Origin of the sequence: Mycobacterium simiae, from assembly GCF_008370645.1 — a bacterium.
GTDB lineage: Bacteria > Actinomycetota > Actinomycetes > Mycobacteriales > Mycobacteriaceae > Mycobacterium > Mycobacterium simiae_A.
The window spans coordinates 1-18,643 of sequence record NZ_VTZN01000110.1; the positions used below are offsets into that span (position 1 = coordinate 1).

Consider the following 18,643-nt stretch of genomic DNA (forward strand, 5'->3'; position numbering starts at 1 on the left):
CATCATCGGGCAGGTAAAAGCCGCCAGTCCGATTTACCGCATCTGCGCAAGTGTAGGCGCCGCGAGCGAGTGCCGAAGCCTTGTTTGACTGAAGGGACATCCCTGTCAACCTCTGCATGATTGAGGGCGTAGTCGGGGTCTGAATCCGCCGGTTTTTGGCAGTGATCGGGCGATGGGGTGGGATTGGATGATTTCGGTCGGTTGGGGCGGGGACCGCGTGGCTGATCGACTCAATGAGTGTGCTGATCAGTTCGCGGCTAGTCCGGCGGTCGGGGCTGGGTAGGCGGTGATCACGCCTGGTAGATGCCCCAGGTCGCCTTGACTTTCGGGGTGGGTGGCGACGGCGAACACCGCCAAGAGCCAGCCAATTTTGCGCCGGCCAGCGTCTCAACTAGCGACCCGCACCGGCCTACCCGCCGGTTGCTACCATCTGAATCCGTGCTCGGGGGTTGGGATACGTCAGCGGTAGCCGTAGATGGCCGATAACCACGTGCCGTCAACGACAGCGGCAGGGTCGGCGCCCCACAAGCACATGTCACGACGAAAGCACCTGGTGCTCGATGCCACCATCATTGTCGGAGTCGCGGTCATCTATGCTTTTTCGCTGCTTGGCTACCACTGGCTGGCCAGCTCACCGGGTCCACTGCCCAAGCCTGACGTCGGAACCACCGATGACACCGTGGTGTTGGTGCGCTTCGAGCAACTGCACACCGTGGCAAATCGCCTCGACGTGAAAGTGCTGGTGATGCCCGACGATTCGATGATCGACAAGCGTCTAGATGTGTTGACCACCGACACGTCGGTGCGCTTCTACCCGACCAATGACCTCGGCGACTTGCAGTACCCGGTAGGAAAGTCGCCGGCGCAGGTGGCCACCACCATTGAGGCGCACGGTGACCCCGGTGATTGGCCGTTCGACACCTACACCACCGACATCATTCAGGCTGATGTGTTGGTCGGAGCCGGCGACACCCGCCAGTACAAGCCTGCCCGGGTGGAAGTGACCGGCTCCCTGGAGGGTTGGGACATCAGTGCGCAGCGCGTCGGGGATGCCAGCCAGACCTCCGATCGTCCCGACAACGTCATCATCACGTTCAAGCGGGCCAAGGGTCCGCTGGTCTTCGACTTGGGCATTCTTCTGGTACTCATCACGCTGCCGACGTTGGCGCTGTTCGTGGCCATCCAGATGGTCACCGGTAGACGAAAGTTCTTGCCACCGTTTGGGACCTGGTACGCCGCGATGCTGTTCGCGGTCGTTCCGTTGCGCAACATCCTGCCGGGTTCCCCTCCGGCCGGTGCATGGGTCGATCAAGCCGTGGTGATCTGGGTGCTCGTCGCGCTGGCCACGGCGATGGTGGTGTATATCGTCGCGTGGTACCGAGAAGGGGATTAGCTTGCGTCCCGCCGACCCGTGCTGTTGGTGAACTTGTGAATACGCGATTGGCCTACTCGCACTAGACTGATCGTCCAACACGTCTCGCTGCGGGACCGTAATCGGAGGGCAAGATGGTTTTCTCTGTGCAACCTGAGGCAGTACTGGCGTCGGCAGCCGCCGAGTCGGCGATCAGCGCAGAAACCGAGGCCGCGGCCTCGGCAGCGGCGCCGGCCCTGCTCGGGACGACACCGATGGGTGATGATCCCGACTCCGCGATGTTCTCCGCGGCACTGAATGCCTGCGGCGCCAGCTACCTGGGTGTGGTGTCCGAGCACGCCACCCAGCGCGGACTGTTCGCCGGGGCCCAAGGCCTCGCGTCCGGGGTGTCCGTGACCACCGAGGTGGCGCGTGCAGCGGCACAAGCGCTAGGCGGGTAGTCCCGCATGCCCGATCCAGGATGGGCAGCACGGACACCCGAGGCCAACGATCTGCTGCTCAAAGCCGGGACCGGAGTGAGCACCATGCTGGCCAACCAGACGGCTTGGGCATCATTGGGTGCCGCTCATCATTCCTCCGGTATCGCGTCGGCGATCAACACAGCCGCGACGGCAGCGAGTTGGCTGGGCCTTGGGTCCGCCGCCTCGGCCCTCAATGTGACCATGCTCAATGCCGCGCTGCACGGGCTAGCCGGCTGGGTCGACGTCAAGCCGGCGGTGGTGTCGGCTGCGATCGCGGCGTTCGAGATGGCCAATGGCGCGATGCGACCTGCTCCTGAGTGCATGGAGAACCGCGACGAGTGGACCGTCGACAACACCATCAATCCGCTGGTATGGGGTGCACTGACCCCGCGGATCATCTCGCTTGATGTCGAGTACTTCGGGGTGATGTGGCCCAACAACGCGGCGGTGGGCGCGACCTATGGAGGGATCCTGGCTGGGCTGGCGGAAAGCCTGGCAATTCCGCCGCCGGTGGCAACCATGGGTGCCTCCCCGGCAGCCCCGGCCCAAGCGGCTGCGGCGGTCGAGCAGGCAGCTGCCGAAGCCGCGGCTGGGGACGGGATGCGTTCCGCCTACCAAGGAGTGCAGGCGGGAACCACCGGCGCCGGTCAGTCAACATCAGCCGGGGAAAACGTTGGCAGTCAAATCGGTACGTTCATGCAACCGGTCCAGTCGCTGATGCAAGCGGTTCCCCAAGCGTTGCAAGCTCCGGCCGGCCTGATGCAGGCGCCGATGAGCGCGATGCAGCCTTTGCAGTCGATGATGGGCATGTTCGCCAGCCCGGGTGCCGGCCTGGGCATGGGCGCTGGTGCGCCGGGAGCCTCGGCAGCCTCGGCGGCCGCTGCGGCTGCGGCGACTGAGGCGTCGGTCGGTGCCGGCGGCGGGGGTGCCCTGGGCGGCGCGGGCGTGTCCGCGACCAGCTTCACCCGTCCCGTCAGCGCCTTCGAATCGGGGACGAGCGGCCGGCCAGTGGGACTGCGGCCCAGCGGGGCGTTAGGAGCAGAGCCGCTGAGGGCGCCGACAGCAACGACCACCGGCGCACCGATGGGCGGCATGCCGGTGGGCCATGCGGGGGGAGGCCACCGCGGATCGCACGGCAAGTCTGAGCAGCCCGCGACGGTGCGGGTCGTTGACGACCGCGGCGATGTGAACTGGCGCCAAGGGTGAATCGACAGGTCCCCATAGCCGCCATACACTTCGCCTCATGCCCCGATAGTCGAGGGCGGAACGGCTCACCGTACTAAGGAGAAAGTCCACGTGGCAGACAACACGATCCAGGTAACACCGCAAATGCTGCGCAGCACCGCCCATGACATTCAGGCAAATATGGAGCACGCCATCGGCATTGCCAACGGCTACCTGGCCAATCAAGAAAACGTGATGAACCCTGCAACCTGGTCTGGCGCGGGCGTGGTTGCGTCCCACGCGACCGCTACCGAGGTCGCTAACGATCTGAACAAGGTCCTGACTGGAGGTACCCGGCTGGCCGAGGGCCTGGTTCAGGCCGCCGCCCTCATGGAGTCGCACGAAGCCGACTCGCAAGCCGCGTTTCAAGCCCTATTCGGCGGCGGCCACGGCTCCTGACTTACCCGTAACCCTTCTCATATCTCGCTTCGGAAAGGCAGTTCATCATGTCAGATCAAATCACGTATAACCCGGGAGCCGTATCCGACTTTGCTACGGATGTGGGTTCGCGTGCCGGGCAGCTACACGAGATTCACCAAGACACCGCAAACAAGACCAATGCACTGCAAGAGTTTTTCGCGGGCCACGGTGCGCAAGGCTTTTTCGACGCCCAAGCGCAAATGCTCTCGGGGCTGCAAGGCCTGATTGAGACGGTGGGTCAGCACGGAAGTACGACCGGCCACGTGCTGGACAACGCAATCGGAACCGACCAGGCGATCGCGGGGTTGTTCTAACCCAGTACTCCCTGGGCACCGGCGGTGCCCGCTGGCTCGGATTCCGAATGAAGGTGGGGCAAAGCGCATGGCTGCGCGTACGCCCCACCTTCCGCATCTGGCTGAGGTGAAAGCGCCATGCTGACGACAACAGTCGATGGCCTGTGGGTGTTACAAACAGTAACCGGGGTGGAACAGACCTGTCCCGAACTGGGGCTGCGGCCCTTATTGCCGCGGTTGGACACCGCCGAACGGGCGCTGCAGCACTCGGTAGCCGCCGACCTGAGGGCGGCCGGGGCGCTCGATGAGGCCGGCAACGCGGACCCGATGATCCGGGAGTGGCTCACCGTGCTGTTGCGACGCGACCTAGGGCTACTGCTGCACATCAGCGTGCCGGGCGGCGAACCGACGCGGGCCGCTATATGCCGATTCGCCACTTGGTGGGTGGTTCTGGAACGCCACGGCAATCTGGTGCGGCTGTACCCCGCCGGCGTGGCCAGCAACGAGACCGCGGCCAGTGAGCTCGTCGTCGGTCAAGTCGAGCGGTTGTGCGGTGTCGCCGAAGCGGCGCCGTTGCGGCCGGTCACCGTCGATGCCGGTGCACTGCTGGAATCGGTACGCGACGCAGGCAGTCTGCGATCGTTTCTGCTTAGCCAGCGTCTGGATGTCGACCAGCTGCAGATGCTCACCGTGGCCGCCGATCCGGCGCGCTCTGCACACGCGGGGATCGTGGCGCTGCAGGCTGGGACGGGACCCGAAACGACGGCGCGTCTACTCATCGGGGACACCGCGGTAGCCATCGTCGATACTCCCGCCGGGCGCATCTGTGTAGAAAGTGTGATGTCGGGGCAGCGACGCTATCAGGTGCTTTCACCGGGTTCGCGCGGTGACATCGGTGGTGCGGTGCAGCGGCTCATCCGCCGCCTGCCTGCCGGTGACGAGTGGTACTCCTACCGACGTGTGGTGTGAATAACACTTGCGTAAATTAGCGAGTTAACACAGGTGAGGGCCACTGCGCGAGGTAAACGCAGAATCACGAATCGTGTTAGCATCGCCGTCGTGACGAGCCCTTGGAATGACCCGAATTTGTCTGACGAAGGGGCGCTCGGACGGGGGGATCCGTCAGTTCGGCGCCACCTACGGGATTCGGTATCTGACACGATGCGTATTACTGACTTGGCAGCACCGCGAAAGATTCCTCCAGGGTCGGGTTGGCGAAAATTCATCTATGTCGCGTCAATGCGCAAAATAAACCCGGGAGAATCGCCGCGGGAGCGGCACTACCGCGATTTGCAGGGACGTATCCGCCGGCATATCCGTCGGCAATATGTCATCACCGTCGTTTCGGGGAAAGGCGGCGTGGGGGTAACGACGATGGCCGCCTGCATTGGTGGCGTCTTCCGGGAATGCCGGCCAGAGAACGTGATTGCGATCGACGCGGTTGCAGGCTTCGGCACTCTGGCGGACCGCATCGACGAGTCGCCGCCAGGGGATTACGCCGCCATTATCAACGACACCGACGTGCAGGGCTACGCGGATATCCGCGAACACCTTGGGCAGAACGCGGTGGGACTCGACGTGCTGGCCGGAAACCGCACATCAGACCAGCCGAGACCGCTAGTCCCGGCAATGTTTTCCGGGGTATTGTCTCGGCTGCGCCGAACCCACACCGTCATCATCGTCGACGCCTCGCCTGACTTTGAACACGAAGTAATGCGGCCGGTGCTGAAAAGCACCGACACACTGGTGTTCGTCTCGGGGATCACCGCGGACCAATCGCGGCCAGTGTTAAGGGCCATCGATTATCTGAGGTCGCAGGGTTATCACGAGCTGGTTTCTCGGAGCACGGTGATCATTAACCACACCGACAATATTTCTGACCAGGATGCGCTGGCCTATTTGACCGAGCGTTTCACCAAGGTTGGCGCAATCGTAGAGGTAATGCCGTTCGATCCGCACCTGGCAAAAGGCGGGATCATCGATACAGTCCACGAGCTGAAGAAGAAATCGCGGTTGCGGCTCTTTGAAATCACTGCCGGACTGGCCGATAAATACGTTCCAGATGCCGAGCGAGCGGCGCGGTGACATCGCCGCATAAGGTTGCTTTCCCCGCGCGCTGTGCGGTCAATATTTGCTACGACAAGCATCTGAGCTCGCAGGTGTTTCCCGCCGGAATTCCGGTGGAGGGATTCTTCGAGGGAATGGTTGAGCTGTTCGATGTCGACTTGAAGCGCAAAGGTTTCGACGGGGTTGCGTTGCCAGCGGGCAGCTATGAGCTGCACAAGATCAACGGTGTGCGGCTCGATATCAACAAGAGCCTCGACGAGCTTGGAGTGCAAGACGGGGACACCCTGGTCTTAGTACCCCGGGTCGCGGGGGAGTCATTCGAGCCGCAGTACGAGTCGCTGTCGACGGGATTGGCCGCGATGGGTCGGTGGCTCGGTCGCGACGGTGGGGATCGGATGTTCGCGCCGGTTACTCCGTTGACTGCCGCCCACACGGCTATCGCGATCATCGCCATGGCGGTTGCGGTTGTGGTGGCGTTGGCGTTGCGGACTCGCGCAGTCATCGACAGCCTGGCGCCGGCCGCGCTGGTCGGGGGGATCGGGGTGCTGTTGGTGAGCGGGGCAGCGGTGGTGTGGTGGGGTTGGCGGGAGCGGCGCGACCTGTTTAGTGGGTTCGGGTGGTTGGCAGTGTTATCGCTGGCCGTCGCCGGTGCTTGTGTGCCACCGGGCGCACTCGGTGCGCCGCATGCGCTGATCGGGTTGGTCGTAGTGCTGCTGGGCGCCGTCGCGATCGGCGTAGTGACCCAAAAGCGTTGGCAGACAGCGATAGTTTCGGCGGTGGTGACGGTGTGCGGGATCCTAGCCATGGTGGCGGTGATCCGGATGTTTGTGGCTGCCTCAGTACAGGTGCTGGCGATCTGGGTGCTAGTCGGCCTGCTGGTCCTGCTTCGGATGACTCCCACCATCGCGCTGTGGGTGGCTCGGGTGCGTCCGCCGCACTTCGGGTCGATTACCGGGCGGGATTTGTTCGCGCGCCGCGAGGGGATGCCGGTCGACACCGTGTCCCCGGTCAGCGAAGGCGACACTGAAGACGAAGACAACGAACTTACCGACATCTCCGCGCGCGGCGCCGCGATCGCCGCGTCTGCGCGACTGGTCAATGCGGTACAGGTAGGTGTGTGTGCCGGGGTTTCGGCGGTTTTGCCCGTGGCGGTGTGGGGGGTGTTGACACCCGGGCGCCCATGGGCGTGGTTGGCGCTGCTGGTGGCCGGTCTAGCAGCCGGAATCTTCATTACCCAGGGCCGCGGGTTCGCCGGGAAGTACCAAGCGGTGGCACTGGTGCTCGGGGCGTCGGCTGCGGTGTGCGCAGGGGCGGTCAAGTATGCCGTTGCCGCGCCACAAGAAGTCCCGGCCGGGTTTTTCTGGCCCGTAGTGGCAGTGGTGGTTTTCGCCGCATTGGGCTTGGCCACAGCGCTTCTGGTGCCGGCGGTGCGATTCAGGCCGCTCATCCGGCTGACAGTGGAATGGCTCGAAGTGCTGGCCATGATGGTCTTCTTGCCGGCGGCCGCGGCTCTGGGGGGGCTCTTCGCATGGCTGCGCCACTAGCACAGCGATGCATGCGCGCCGCAGCGGCGGGCGCCGTAATCCCGCTAGTTGTCCTAGCGGCTAATATCCCTGCGGCACAAGCGATCCCGCCACCATCGGTGGATCCGGGGCTGGTGCCGCCCGACGGCCCGCCGCGACCCGACCAACCGATGCGGCGCTCCAACAGCTGCTCCACACCGATCACCGTGAAAAATCCCGACGTGGCCCAGTTGGCGCCAGGCTTTAGCCTGCTCAACATCAGTAAGGCCTGGCAGTACAGCACCGGCAACGGAGTGACCGTGGCCGTCATCGACACCGGCGTCAGCCCCAACCCGCGGTTACCGGTAGTGCCTGGCGGTGACTACATCATGGGCGAGGACGGGCTGTCCGACTGCGACGCGCACGGGACCGTGGTGAGCTCGATCATCGGTGCCGCGCCGCAAGGCATGCTGCCGTTGCCGCGGCCCATGCCGGCCACCCCGGCGTTCCCCCCGCCGGCCGGGCCGCCGCCGGTCACCGGCGCGCCGCCGCCACCGGTGGAGGTTCCCCCTCCCATGCTCCCGCCACCGCCGCCGACACCGGTGACGATCACCCAAACCGTTCCACCACCACCGCCACCACCCGAGGAAGCCGGTGCCCTGGCGCCGTCCAATGGGCCGCCGGATCCGCAAACCGAGGATGAGCCCGCAGTGCCACCGCCCCCGCCGGGGGCGCCAGACGGAGTAGTGGGGGTCGCGCCGCACGCGACCATCATCTCGATTCGCCAGTCCTCGCGCGCCTTCGAGCCGGTCAACCCGCCGCCCGGGGATCGCAACTCCGACGAGCGGATCAAAGCCGGGACGCTCAACACGGTGGCGCGTGCGGTAGTGCATGCGGCGAACATGGGGGCGAAAGTGATCAACATTTCGGTGACCGCGTGCCTGCCGGCGGCGGCCCCCGGCGATCAGCGGGCTTTGGGAGCCGCATTGTGGTACGCAGCCACCATGAGGGATGCGGTGGTCGTGGCCGCAGCCGGAAACGATGGGGAAGCCGGCTGCGACAACAACCCGATGTATGACCCACTTGACCCGTCAGATCCCCGCGACTGGCATCAAGTCAAGGTGGTCTCCTCACCGTCGTGGTTCTCCGACTACGTCTTGTCGGTCGGTGCGGTGGATGCCAGCGGTGCGCCCCTGGACAAGAGCATGTCGGGGCCTTGGGTCGGGGTGGCTGCCCCGGGCACCCACATCATGGGTCTCTCGCCGCAAGGCGGCGGACCGGTGAACGCATACCCACCGTCACGGCCGGGCGAGAAGAATATGCCGTTTTGGGGCACCAGTTTCTCCGCGGCCTATGTGAGCGGTGTCGCGGCGCTGGTGCGGGCCAAATTCCCCGACCTCAGCGCCCATCAGGTGATCAACCGGATCGTGCAGTCGGCACACAACCCACCCAGTGGGGTCGACAACAGGGTGGGGTACGGGTTAGTCGATCCGGTCGCCGCGTTGACATTCAACATTCCCGCTGGAGAGCGCATGGCGCCAGGTGCGCAAAGCCGGGTCATCACGCCTGCGTTGCCGCCCCCGCCGCCGGATCACCGGGCGCGCAATATCGCCATCGGGTTCTTGGGCGCCGTCGCAGCCGGTGTGCTGCTGGCGGCGATCGTCGCTCGGTTGCGGAGGGCGCGATGAGGTCCAGCCTGACCGGGTTCGGCTCGGTCAGTGACAGACGAGTCGTCGGGGTGTGGGTGATTTTCGTGCTCGCGTTGGCGGGGTGGGCAGTGGGCGGCTACATCGGCGCCGGGATGGCCGTCGTGGTGGGCGTCGCGTTGGTATTCGTCCGGTGGTGGGGTCAACCGGCGTGGTCATGGGCGGTGCTGGGGCTCCGCGGCCGGCGCCCGCTCAGCTGGAACGCCCCAATGACCTTGGCCAACAATCGGTCCGGGGGTGGCGTTCGCCTACAAGACGGTACCGCGATAGTAGCGGTGCAACTGCTAGGTCGAGCACATCGCGCCACCACGGTGACCGGCTCGGTCACCGTAGAAACCGACAACGTTATTGATATCGTGGCGGTGCTGCCGTTGCTGCAGCACCCACTGGGCCTCCAGCTTGATTCCATCAGCATCGTCACATTCGGCTCCCGAACCGGCACTGTCGGCGACTACCCACGGGTGTACGACTCAGAGATCGGTACTCCGCCGTATGCGGGACGACGGGAAACGTGGCTGATCATGCGGCTGCCCACTGTCGACAACACACAAGCCTTACGGTGGCGTAACAGCGTTGGGGCGGCGGCGATTTCGGTTGGCCAGCGTATCGCAAGCTCGCTGCGTTGCCAAGGACTGCGCGCCAAGGTGGCCACCGCCATGGATTTGGTTGAGCTGGATCGCCGGCTGGGTTGGGAGGCGGTGGCCGGGAACGCGCAGCGATGGAAAGCCATCCGCGGGGAATTGGGGTGGATGACCACCTATGCCTATCCAGGCGAGGCGATCTCGTCGCGGGTTCTCACCCAGGCATGGGCGCTGCGGGCTGACGAAGTCGTTCAAAATGTGACGGTGTATCCCGACGCGACCTGCACGGCAACCATCACGGTGCTGACCCCCACTCCAGCGCCAACTCCGCCCAGCGTGATCCTGCGCCGCCTCAACGGAGAGCAGGCCGCAGCTGCGGCTGCCAACATGTGCGGTCCCCGTCCGCACCTACGTGGACTGCGCCCTAGCGCGTTGCCGGCACAACTGCTCACCGAGATCGGGCCATCGGGGGTGTTGGTGGGCAAGTTGGCCAACGGCGACCGGCTGATGATCCCGGTTACCGATGCCGGTGAGTTGTCGCGGGTTTTCCTGGCCGCTGACGACGCCATCGCCAAGCGCATCGTGATCCGCACGGTCGGCGCCGGCGAGCGCGTTTGTGTACACACTCGCGACCAAAAGCGTTGGGCTAGTGTACGGATGCCCGAGCTGAGCATCGTTAGCACGTCGCGGCCCGCGCCGCGCACCACGGTCAGTGTCGTGGAGTACGTGGGTCGGCCGAAGCGGGGCGGCGACAGCGCCGTCGATGGCGGCGGCGCAGATATCGGAGATGTTGCGATTGCGCCTACGCCGCGGCCGGCTAGCGTGATCACCATCGCACCAGCTGGTACGGCGCTGCCCGCTGCGCATCGGCACGGCTTCGAGGTGACCATCGAGCAAGTTGACCGCGCGATGGTGAAAGTCAATGCCGCAGAGGGCAACTGGCTGGTCGAGCTGGAGATGTTCCGGGCGGAGAATCGTTACGTTAGCCTGGAGCCGGTCACGATGTCGATCACCACGCAATGACACGGTCAACCTTGAGGCACAGTGTGATGGGGCTGGCTGCCCGCAGCCATGCTCGCAGCATTTGTGTCGAGGATGGTGCAGGAAATGGGTGATCTGTTAACTGCGCGGCGGCATTTCGACCGGGCGATGGCGACCATGGCGCGCCACGGACACGAGGCTGCGTTGCCCGAGTTCGTTACTGCCACCGATGCCGACTCATCGATGGCTGATGCGTGGTTGGGGCGGATTGCCTGCGGCGACAACAACTTGGCGTCGCTCAAACAGCTGTACGCCAATAGTGAATGGCTGCACCGCGAGACCACCCGGACCGGCCGGAGGTTGTCGGCTGACATCCAATTGGGCCCGTATATCGGCATGACGGTGACCGACGCATCCCAGGTGGGGTTGGCGCTGTCATCGGCGCTGACGATCGCCGGGGAGTACAGCGCGGCGGATGCGCTGCTAGCCAACCGCGACCTGTTGGATTCCTGGGGCAACTACCAGTGGCATCAGCTGGCCCGGGCATTCTTGATGTACGCCACCCAGCGTTGGCCCGATGTGTTGTTGGCCGCCGCTGAAGAGCTGCCGCCGCGGGCGATCGTCATGTCGGCGGTAACGGCGTCGATCTGCGCGTTGGCTGCCCACGCCGCGGCGCATCTGGGGCAGGGTCGGGTGGCGTTGGATTGGCTGGATCGCGTTGACGTGATCGGGCATAGCAAATCGTCGGGCCGGTTCGATGCCCACGTGTTGACCGCTTCCATCGGACCGGCTGACATTCCTTTGCTGGTGGCCGATTTGGCGTACCTACGGGGGATGGTTTACCGCCAGCTGCATGAGGAAGACAAAGCTCAAGTCTGGCTGTCCAAGGCCGCCATCAACGGCGTGCTGACCGAGGCGGCCAAGGAGGCACTGGCAGACCCGAATCTGCGCCTGGTCGTCACCGACGAGCAAACCATTGCCAGCCGCACCGACAGGTGGGATGTCGCGACGGCGAAAAGCCGCGACCAACTAGACGATGACAACGCGGCCGAGCGGCGCGCCGAGCTGTTGGCCGAGGGCCGCGAATTGCTGGCCAGACAAGTCGGGCTGGCCGCGGTCAAACAGGCGGTGGCCGCGCTGGAAGATCAGCTCGAAGTGCGCATGATGCGGCTTGAACACGGCCTGCCGGTGGAGGGGCAGACTAACCACATGCTGCTGGTGGGGCCGCCGGGCACGGGTAAGACCACCACCGCTGAAGCACTCGGCAAGATCTATGCCGGCATGGGCATCGTGCGTCACCCCGAAATTCGGGAGGTACGACGCTCCGACTTCTGCGGACACTACATCGGCGAATCTGGTCCCAAGACCAACGAGCTAATCGAAAAGTCCATGGGCCGAATAATTTTCATGGACGAGTTCTATTCCCTGGTGGAGCGCCACCAAGACGGCACGCCGGACATGATCGGCATGGAGGCTGTCAACCAACTATTGGTCGCCTTGGAAGCACACCGCTTCGACTTCTGTTTCATCGGTGCCGGCTACGAGGATCAAGTGGACGAATTCTTGTCCGTCAACCCGGGTTTGGCCGGCCGATTCAACCGCAAGCTGCGCTTTGAGTCCTATTCGCCGGCCGAGATTGTCGAGATTGGGCAGCGCTATGCCACTCCCCGGGCCAGCCTGTTCGACGACGCCGCCCGCCAGAGCTTTCTGGACGCGGCCACCACGATCCGCGACTACACCACCCCGAGCGGGCAGCACGGTATCGACGCCATGCAAAACGGTCGATTTGCCCGTAACGTCATCGAACGCGCCGAAGGCTTGCGCGACACCCGCGTGGTCGCCCAAAAACGGGCCGGCCAACCAGTCTCGGTCGAGGATCTGCAGATCATCACCGCCCCCGACATCCAGATCGCGGTGCGCAGCGTGTGTTCGGACAACCGCGACATGGCCGCCATCGTCTGGTAGCAAACCGTGACCCAGCCCCGACCGGAAAAGCGGCGGTTACGCACGCGTTGCGTCTAAAATGCACGCAGGCCTGACGTGCGAATGCCAGGGCAGCAACGTAGCTAAAGAATGGAGTGATTCGGGGGTGCACCGGATCTTGCTGGTGGCGGTGGCGTCAGCGTTGCTGACCGCGCCGCCGGCATTGGCCATCAATCCGCCCTCAATCGACCCCGGTGCCGTCCCACCGGACGTGACCGGTCCCGACCAGCCCACCGAACAGCGGGTGCTGTGCTCGAGTCCTACCACGTTGCCTGCTGCCAGCTTCCAAGACCCGCCGTGGAGCAACACGTATCTCGGTGTCGCCGAAGCGCACAAGTTCGCGACCGGGGCCGGGGTGACGGTGGCCGTAATCGACACCGGTGTCGACGCCTCGCCCCGGGTCCCGGCGGAGCCGGGTGGCGATTTCGTCGACCAGGCTGGCGACGGGTTGTCCGATTGCGATGCGCACGGGACGCTCACCGCATCCATCATCGCGGGCCGGCCCGCGCCCACCGACGGGTTCGTCGGCGTCGCGCCCGATGCCCGGTTACTGTCGCTGCGCCAGACCTCGGAGGCCTTCGAACCGGTTGGCTCGCAACCCAATCCCAACGATCCCAACGCCACGCCGGCAGCCGGGTCCATCCGCAGTCTGGCCCGCGCGGTCGTGCATGCCGCCAATCTGGGCGCGGGCGTGATCAACATCAGCGAAGCGGCGTGCTACAAGGTGACCAGGCCGATCGACGAGGTGAGCCTGGGGGCGGCCATCAACTACGCGGTTAACGTCAAGAACGTGGTCGTCGTCGTCGCGGCCGGCAACACCGGTGGTGATTGCTCGCAGAATCCGCTGCCGGATGCATCGACTCCGGGCGACCCGCGCGGCTGGAGCAAAGTGCAGACCGTCGTCACCCCGGCCTGGTACGCACCGTTGGTGCTGACCGTCGGGGGTGTCGGCGAAACCGGTGCGCCCAGTTCGTTCTCGATGCACGGACCGTGGGTGGGTGTCGCGGCCCCGGCGGAGAATATCGTCGCGCTCGGTGACAGAGGTGAGCCGGTCAATGCTCTGCCGGGCCGGGAGGGGCCAGTCCCGATCGCGGGCACCTCGTTTGCCGCGGCATATGTCTCAGGCCTGGCGGCGCTGGTGCGGCAGCGGTTCCCGGAGCTGACACCCGTTCAGGTGATAAACCGGATCACGGCCACCTCGCGACACCCCGGAGGTGGGGTCGACAACCTCGTCGGTGCGGGTGTCATCAACGCCCTCGCGGCATTAACGTGGGACATCCCGCCAGGACCGACAGCGGTTCCGTTTGATGTCAGACGGATTGCGCCCCCAGCGGTGGAACCGGCGCCCGACCGTCAGCCGATCACCATTGTGGCGTTGTCGGTACTGACGCTGACGCTGGCGCTGGTGCTGGGCGCGCTCAGCGCGCGGGCGCTGAGGCGCCGATGAGGAACCCGTTCAGTCCGATCCGGTTCCGGTTCAGCACCGGCCACACTTTGCTCGTCGCGGTGCTGGCCCCCGCCTGCATCATCTTGTTCCTGCACACGCGCTACTGGTGGGCGGGCATCGTGATAGTCGTCGCAGGCGCCATTGTGGCCACGGTCACCTTCTTCGGTCGTCGGTTAACCGGTTGGGTGGCCACGGTGTTCGCCTGGCTGCGTCGGCGCCGCAAGCCGCCGGACGTGCCCTCCGAACCGGTCGTCGGTGCCACCGTGAAGCCGGGAGACCATGTCGCGGTGCGGTGGCGCCGCCAGCGCCTCATCGCGGTCATCGAACTCAAGCCGCGGCCATTCACGCCCACGGTCATCGTTGGCGGGCAAGCCCATACCGACGACGTGTTGGATACCCGGTTGTTGGAGGAGCTGCTCTCGGTGCATTGCCCGGACCTGGAAGCCGATGTGGTATCGGCCGGCTACCGCGTCGGCAAGACCGCCGCACCGGAGGTGATCAACCTCTACCAGCGGGTGATCGGGGCCGATCCGGCCCCCGCGAACCGCCGGACCTGGATCATGTTGCGGGCCGACCCGGACCGCACCCGCAAGTCGGCGCAACGGCGCGACGAGGGCCTTGCTGGGCTGGCCCGGTATCTGGTGGCCTCGGCGACGCGCATCGCCGACAACCTGGCCAGCAACGGTGTCGACGCGGTGTGCGGGCGCAGCTTCGACGATTACGACCACGCCATCGACATCGGTTATGTGCGGGAAAAATGGGCGGTGATCCTGGGCCGGGACGCCTACACCGCCGCTTACACCGCGCCGGGCGGCCCGGACGTCTGGTGGTCGGCGCGCGCCGACCACACCGTCACCAGGGTCCGAATCGCTGCGGGGCTGCCGCCGCAGGCCACGGTGCTGTTGACAACGGCAGGCAAACCGAAGACACCCCGCGGATTCTCCCGCCTCTACGGCGGCCAGCGGCCCGCGTTGGAAGGCCAGGGCCTCGTTCGCAACCAGCACTGCCAGCTGCCGATCGGATCCGCTGGTGTGCTGGTCGGAGAGACGGTAAACCGTCACCCGGTATACATGCCTTTCGACGACGTGGACGTGAGCATCAACCTCGGTGACGCTCAGACCTTCACCCAATTCGCGGTGCGTTCGGCTGCCGCTGGCGGAACCGTGACTATTGGGCCGCACTTCGAGCAATTCGCCACGCTGATCGGCGCGCATATCGGTCCGGTGGCCAAGGTGGCCTGGCCCAACGCGACCACCTACCTTGGCCCGCATCCCGGCATCGACCGAGTGATATTGCGGCACAACGTTATTGGCACCCCGCGGCACCGTGAGTTGCCGATCCGGCGGGTTTCCCCTCCTGAGGAGAGCCGTTTCCAGATGGCTTTGCCCCGCTAGGGCCGACGGCCGCATCCGAAGAACCGAAATTTTTGGTGCGGGAACCTGTCGCTTCAGCGACGATAATGTCTGTAGCACTAAGGAGGATGATCCGAGATGAGCCAGCCGCAGTCCGTGACGGTGGATCAGCAAGAGATTCTGCAACGGGCGAACGAGGTGGAGACCCCGATGCCCGCTAGTACGGATCCACCCAGCACCGTGCCTGTTTCACCGTGTGACCTCACGGCAGCCAAGAACGCCGCAAGACAGCTCGCGATATCCGCCGACAACATGCGGACCGCGTTGGCGTTGGGCGTCAAAGAGCGGCAAAACCTGGCGACGTCCCTGCGCAACGCAGCCAAGGCTTATGGCGACGTCGATGAGGATGCCGCCGCCGCCCTCAATAGCGACGGAGAGGGGTCAGTTGCGGCCGAATCCCCCGGCGGTGCGGACAGCAGCTCGGCGGGGCACCAGGACACGCAGTCTGTAGCCGGCGCGGGTGAGCCTGATTTCACCGATCTCAAGACTGCGGCAACCAAGCTTGAAGCCGGCGACCAAGGCGTATCTCTGGCTGGCTTTGCGGAGGTATGGAATAACTACAACCTTGCGTTGCAGGGGGATGTCAGACGGTTTCGGCCGTTTGACGCTTGGGAGGGTGATGCGGCTACCGCATGCGAGGCCTCGCTGGATCAGCAACAGCAGTGGATTGTCCACATGGCGAAATTGAGCGCAGCACTGGCCAAGCAGGCTCAATATGTGGTGCAGTTGCACCGCTGGGCTCGGCAATCGCATCCCACGCTGGCCGACATCACGAAACTCGAAGAACTATCCAAAGACCCGGCCTACAAGGACCAGGCCATCAAGCTGTACGCGGAGTATCAGCAAAAGTCCGAGCAGGTACTGACCGACTACACCAATAAGGCGGCCCTTGACCCGGTGAACCCGCCGAACCCGCCCCAAGCCATCAAGATCGGCCCACCGCCGCCCCCGCAGCAACAGGGTCTGATCCCTAGCTTCCTGATGCCGCCCAGCGATGGTTCCGGGACCCCGCTGGGCGGGATGCCGGCGGCCCCCATGATGGCGCCAGCTGGCGGGTCGGGCGGCGGCATGCCGGCGGGCACCAGCGCCGAATTGACGTCTGCCGCCCACCAGGCGGCGGCCAACCTATCAAAGGATCCCGGTATCAAACCGATGTCGCTGGGTGGCGGGGGCGGCGGCGCAGCGCCAATGAGTGAGCCGGCGGGGCTCGCCGGCGTCGATTCTGTGCGGCCCGCCGCCGCCGGCGATGTCGGCGGTCTGGCTCAGGGCAAGGCCGGAGCAAGCAGCGGGATGGGCGGCGGTGGCATGGGCATGCCGATGGGCGCCCACGGCCAGGGCGGCGGAAGTTCCAAATCCAAGGGCGCACAGCAAGATGACGAGGCGCTCTATACCGAGGACCGGGCGTGGACCGAGGCCGTGATCGGTAACCGCCGTCGACAAGACAGCAAGGAGTCGAAGTGAGCAGTATGGAAATGGACCCGCACGTCGCACAGGCGTTGGCGCTCGCAGCAAGGTTCCAGTCGGCCCTGGACGGGACGCTTAACCAGATGAACACCGGTTCCTTCCGGGGAGCCGACGAGACCGAGACCGTCGAGGTGACGATCAACGGACACCAATGGCTTACCGGCGTGCGCATCCAGGAGGGTTTGCTGAAGGAAGTGGGTGCGGAGGTTGTCGGCGCCCGAGTCAACGAGGCGCTGATGAACGCTCAGTCCGCGGCGTCGAAATACAACGATGCGGCGGGTGAGCAACTTATTGCGGCGCTGTCCGCCATGTCCAACACGATGAACAAAGGGCTGACCTAAGCCTCCGTCGCCCGTGTTCGTGTGGCGACAAGCGCCCCACGGCGAGTCCTCGGGTCCCCCGAGGCCGCCGTTTTGTTCGGTCCGGCCACGTTGTGCCAGCCGGTTCGACCGTCGTGTGCAGCCGCCAAATCCGCCGACGTCGCCCGTCGCCGACTACTGTTGTGACCCCCCCAAATTGCCGCATCTAGCTGGTATTAACCTCGGTTAGGCTTGGTAAGCATGACGTCCGGTACCACGCATGAGCCGCTTTGGCAGCCCCGCCGGCGCAGTGGCGATGCAGGATGCGCGCCGGTAGAAGGATGCACTGCAGGTACCTACCCGGCAGGTCTCGTCGCTGCGGCCTGGCTGCTGTGGGGAGGAGAGTAAGGCGATGGGCATTCCACGACCGACAGGGGAGTATGCCGGGCAGATGCTCGAGGGAGGCGGCTGGCCGGAAGCCGACGAGGAGACCTTCTATGACCGGGCGCAAGAGTACAACCGGGTTTTGCACACGTTCACCGACGTGATGGACGCCTGCAGACACCAGCAGGTAGAAGTCTTCGAAGGTGGTGTGTGGTCGGGCGGTGCGGCCAACGCCGCTAACGGAGCGCTCGGTGCGAATCTGGGCCAAATGAGCACCCTGCAGGATTACCTCGTGACAGTCGTCACTTGGCACCGCCATATCGCCGGGTTGATTGCGCGAGCGAAATCAGATATCGGCGACAACGTGGACGGCGCGCAACGCGAAATTCGCCTGCTGGAGAATGACCCGGACTTGGATGCCGATGCGCGAAAAGCGGCTATCGAGGCGTTGGTGCGCGCCACGCACGCCGCTAACACCAGTTTGGTGGCCGAAGCTGCTGAGCAGGTGGTGGCTTCCAAGAATTGGAAACCACCACACAACGCACTCGAGGATTTGCTCCACCAGGTGACGCCACCCACTCCGGAGATACCGACATTGGTCGTGCCGACCCCGAACGCGCCGTCTCCGGCGATACCGACCCCAAGACCTTTCGAGCCGACGCCGGTTAATCCCTACCAACCGATCACTCCGGGCGCTCCGATCACTCCCGCCAATCCGCAGCCAAGTTCGCCGGTGAACCCGAAGCCGATCACTCCGGTCAACCCCACCACTCCGGTGAGACCCGTGACGCCAGTTACCCCAGCGACGCCGGTAGCGCCGGTGCGGCCGGGGGCACCGGTCAGGCCAGTGACGCCGGTCAACCCGGTTACTCCGGGCAGGCCGACGCCGGCCCAGCCGATTACTCCCGGCACTCCGGTGGGTCCTGCGCCGACCCCGACGCCGGCGCCTGCGCCGTCGCCGGGCTCACCGGCTCCGGTCACACCGACACCGGCGCCGAGTCCGCAGCCCACTCCGGTAGGGCCGTCGCCGTCGCCGTCGCCGTCGCC

The 18,643-nt window shown here is 65.1% G+C and carries 14 protein-coding genes and 2 pseudogenes; all 16 read left to right on the forward strand.

Translation table 11 applies throughout. The features are described from left to right. Nucleotides 1-475 precede the first annotated feature (475 nt). Nucleotides 476-1,393, forward strand: a complete 918-nt coding sequence (locus tag F0Q45_RS16880; RefSeq protein ID WP_149655032.1) for a DUF4436 domain-containing protein — start codon at nucleotides 476-478, stop codon at nucleotides 1,391-1,393. Between the two features lie 113 nt (nucleotides 1,394-1,506). Next, nucleotides 1,507-1,737: pseudogene (locus F0Q45_RS16885) on the forward strand (PE domain-containing protein); the annotation flags it as partial. Nucleotides 1,738-1,818: 81 nt separating this feature from the next. After that, complete coding sequence (locus F0Q45_RS16890) at nucleotides 1,819-3,039, forward strand: PPE family protein (RefSeq protein ID WP_149655034.1); 1,221 nt, start codon at nucleotides 1,819-1,821, stop codon at nucleotides 3,037-3,039. Between the two features lie 90 nt (nucleotides 3,040-3,129). Beyond that, a complete protein-coding gene (locus F0Q45_RS16895) occupies nucleotides 3,130-3,456 on the forward strand; it encodes a WXG100 family type VII secretion target (protein WP_149655035.1) in 327 nt (108 codons plus the stop codon). Between the two features lie 47 nt (nucleotides 3,457-3,503). Continuing rightward, nucleotides 3,504-3,791, forward strand: coding sequence for a WXG100 family type VII secretion target (locus F0Q45_RS16900; protein WP_149655036.1), 288 nt, complete (start codon nucleotides 3,504-3,506; stop codon nucleotides 3,789-3,791). Between the two features lie 117 nt (nucleotides 3,792-3,908). Continuing rightward, nucleotides 3,909-4,739 (forward strand): ESX secretion-associated protein EspG, encoded by an 831-nt coding sequence (locus F0Q45_RS16905; RefSeq protein WP_149655037.1) that lies wholly within the window; start codon nucleotides 3,909-3,911, stop codon nucleotides 4,737-4,739. Nucleotides 4,740-4,829: 90 nt separating this feature from the next. Further along, entirely contained in the window at nucleotides 4,830-5,855 is a 1,026-nt protein-coding gene (locus tag F0Q45_RS16910; RefSeq protein ID WP_149655038.1) for a MinD/ParA family ATP-binding protein, read from the forward strand. Further along, a complete protein-coding gene (eccD, locus tag F0Q45_RS16915) occupies nucleotides 5,852-7,381 on the forward strand; it encodes a type VII secretion integral membrane protein EccD (RefSeq protein WP_149655039.1) in 1,530 nt (509 codons plus the stop codon). The genes F0Q45_RS16910 and eccD overlap by 4 nt, the downstream gene beginning before the upstream one ends. Beyond that, nucleotides 7,366-9,027 carry a type VII secretion-associated serine protease mycosin gene (mycP, locus tag F0Q45_RS16920; RefSeq protein WP_149655040.1) on the forward strand — a complete coding sequence of 554 codons (1,662 nt, stop codon included), beginning with the start codon at nucleotides 7,366-7,368 and terminating at the stop codon, nucleotides 9,025-9,027. Before eccD ends, mycP (F0Q45_RS16920) begins: the two co-directional genes overlap by 16 nt. After that, the gene (gene eccE / locus F0Q45_RS16925; protein WP_149655041.1) at nucleotides 9,024-10,649 is read left to right on the forward strand and encodes a type VII secretion protein EccE; all 1,626 of its coding nucleotides are present in this window, start codon (nucleotides 9,024-9,026) and stop codon (nucleotides 10,647-10,649) included. Before mycP (F0Q45_RS16920) ends, eccE (F0Q45_RS16925) begins: the two co-directional genes overlap by 4 nt. A gap of 63 nt (nucleotides 10,650-10,712) precedes the next feature. Continuing rightward, complete coding sequence (gene eccA, locus F0Q45_RS16930; protein ID WP_149655046.1) at nucleotides 10,713-12,572, forward strand: type VII secretion AAA-ATPase EccA; 1,860 nt, start codon at nucleotides 10,713-10,715, stop codon at nucleotides 12,570-12,572. Between the two features lie 124 nt (nucleotides 12,573-12,696). Next, a complete protein-coding gene (gene mycP, locus F0Q45_RS16935; RefSeq protein ID WP_149655042.1) occupies nucleotides 12,697-14,037 on the forward strand; it encodes a type VII secretion-associated serine protease mycosin in 1,341 nt (446 codons plus the stop codon). Then, nucleotides 14,034-15,431: a type VII secretion protein EccE gene (gene eccE / locus F0Q45_RS16940; RefSeq protein ID WP_149655043.1), complete on the forward strand. Its 1,398-nt coding sequence runs from the start codon at nucleotides 14,034-14,036 to the stop codon at nucleotides 15,429-15,431. The genes mycP (F0Q45_RS16935) and eccE (F0Q45_RS16940) overlap by 4 nt, the downstream gene beginning before the upstream one ends. A gap of 96 nt (nucleotides 15,432-15,527) precedes the next feature. Beyond that, nucleotides 15,528-16,910 (forward strand): PPE domain-containing protein, encoded by a 1,383-nt coding sequence (locus F0Q45_RS16945; RefSeq protein ID WP_149655044.1) that lies wholly within the window; start codon nucleotides 15,528-15,530, stop codon nucleotides 16,908-16,910. Then, nucleotides 16,907-17,254, forward strand: a complete 348-nt coding sequence (locus F0Q45_RS16950; protein WP_149655045.1) for a YbaB/EbfC family nucleoid-associated protein — start codon at nucleotides 16,907-16,909, stop codon at nucleotides 17,252-17,254. The genes F0Q45_RS16945 and F0Q45_RS16950 overlap by 4 nt, the downstream gene beginning before the upstream one ends. Nucleotides 17,255-17,624: 370 nt before the next feature. Further along, nucleotides 17,625-18,643 (forward strand): annotated as a pseudogene (locus F0Q45_RS16955) (secretion protein EspK); the annotation flags it as partial.

Bases quoted from the DNA above. Each gene is read 5' to 3' on its own strand.
- F0Q45_RS16880 (WP_149655032.1), top strand. From the start codon at position 476: ATGGCCGATAACCACGTGCCGTCAACGACAGCGGCAGGGTCGGCGCCC.
- F0Q45_RS16890 (WP_149655034.1), top strand. From the start codon at position 1,819: ATGCCCGATCCAGGATGGGCAGCACGGACACCCGAGGCCAACGATCTG.
- F0Q45_RS16900 (WP_149655036.1), top strand. From the start codon at position 3,504: ATGTCAGATCAAATCACGTATAACCCGGGAGCCGTATCCGACTTTGCT.
- F0Q45_RS16905 (WP_149655037.1), top strand. From the start codon at position 3,909: ATGCTGACGACAACAGTCGATGGCCTGTGGGTGTTACAAACAGTAACC.
- mycP (WP_149655040.1), top strand. From the start codon at position 7,366: ATGGCTGCGCCACTAGCACAGCGATGCATGCGCGCCGCAGCGGCGGGC.
- eccE (WP_149655041.1), top strand. From the start codon at position 9,024: ATGAGGTCCAGCCTGACCGGGTTCGGCTCGGTCAGTGACAGACGAGTC.
- eccE (WP_149655043.1), top strand. From the start codon at position 14,034: ATGAGGAACCCGTTCAGTCCGATCCGGTTCCGGTTCAGCACCGGCCAC.
- F0Q45_RS16945 (WP_149655044.1), top strand. From the start codon at position 15,528: ATGAGCCAGCCGCAGTCCGTGACGGTGGATCAGCAAGAGATTCTGCAA.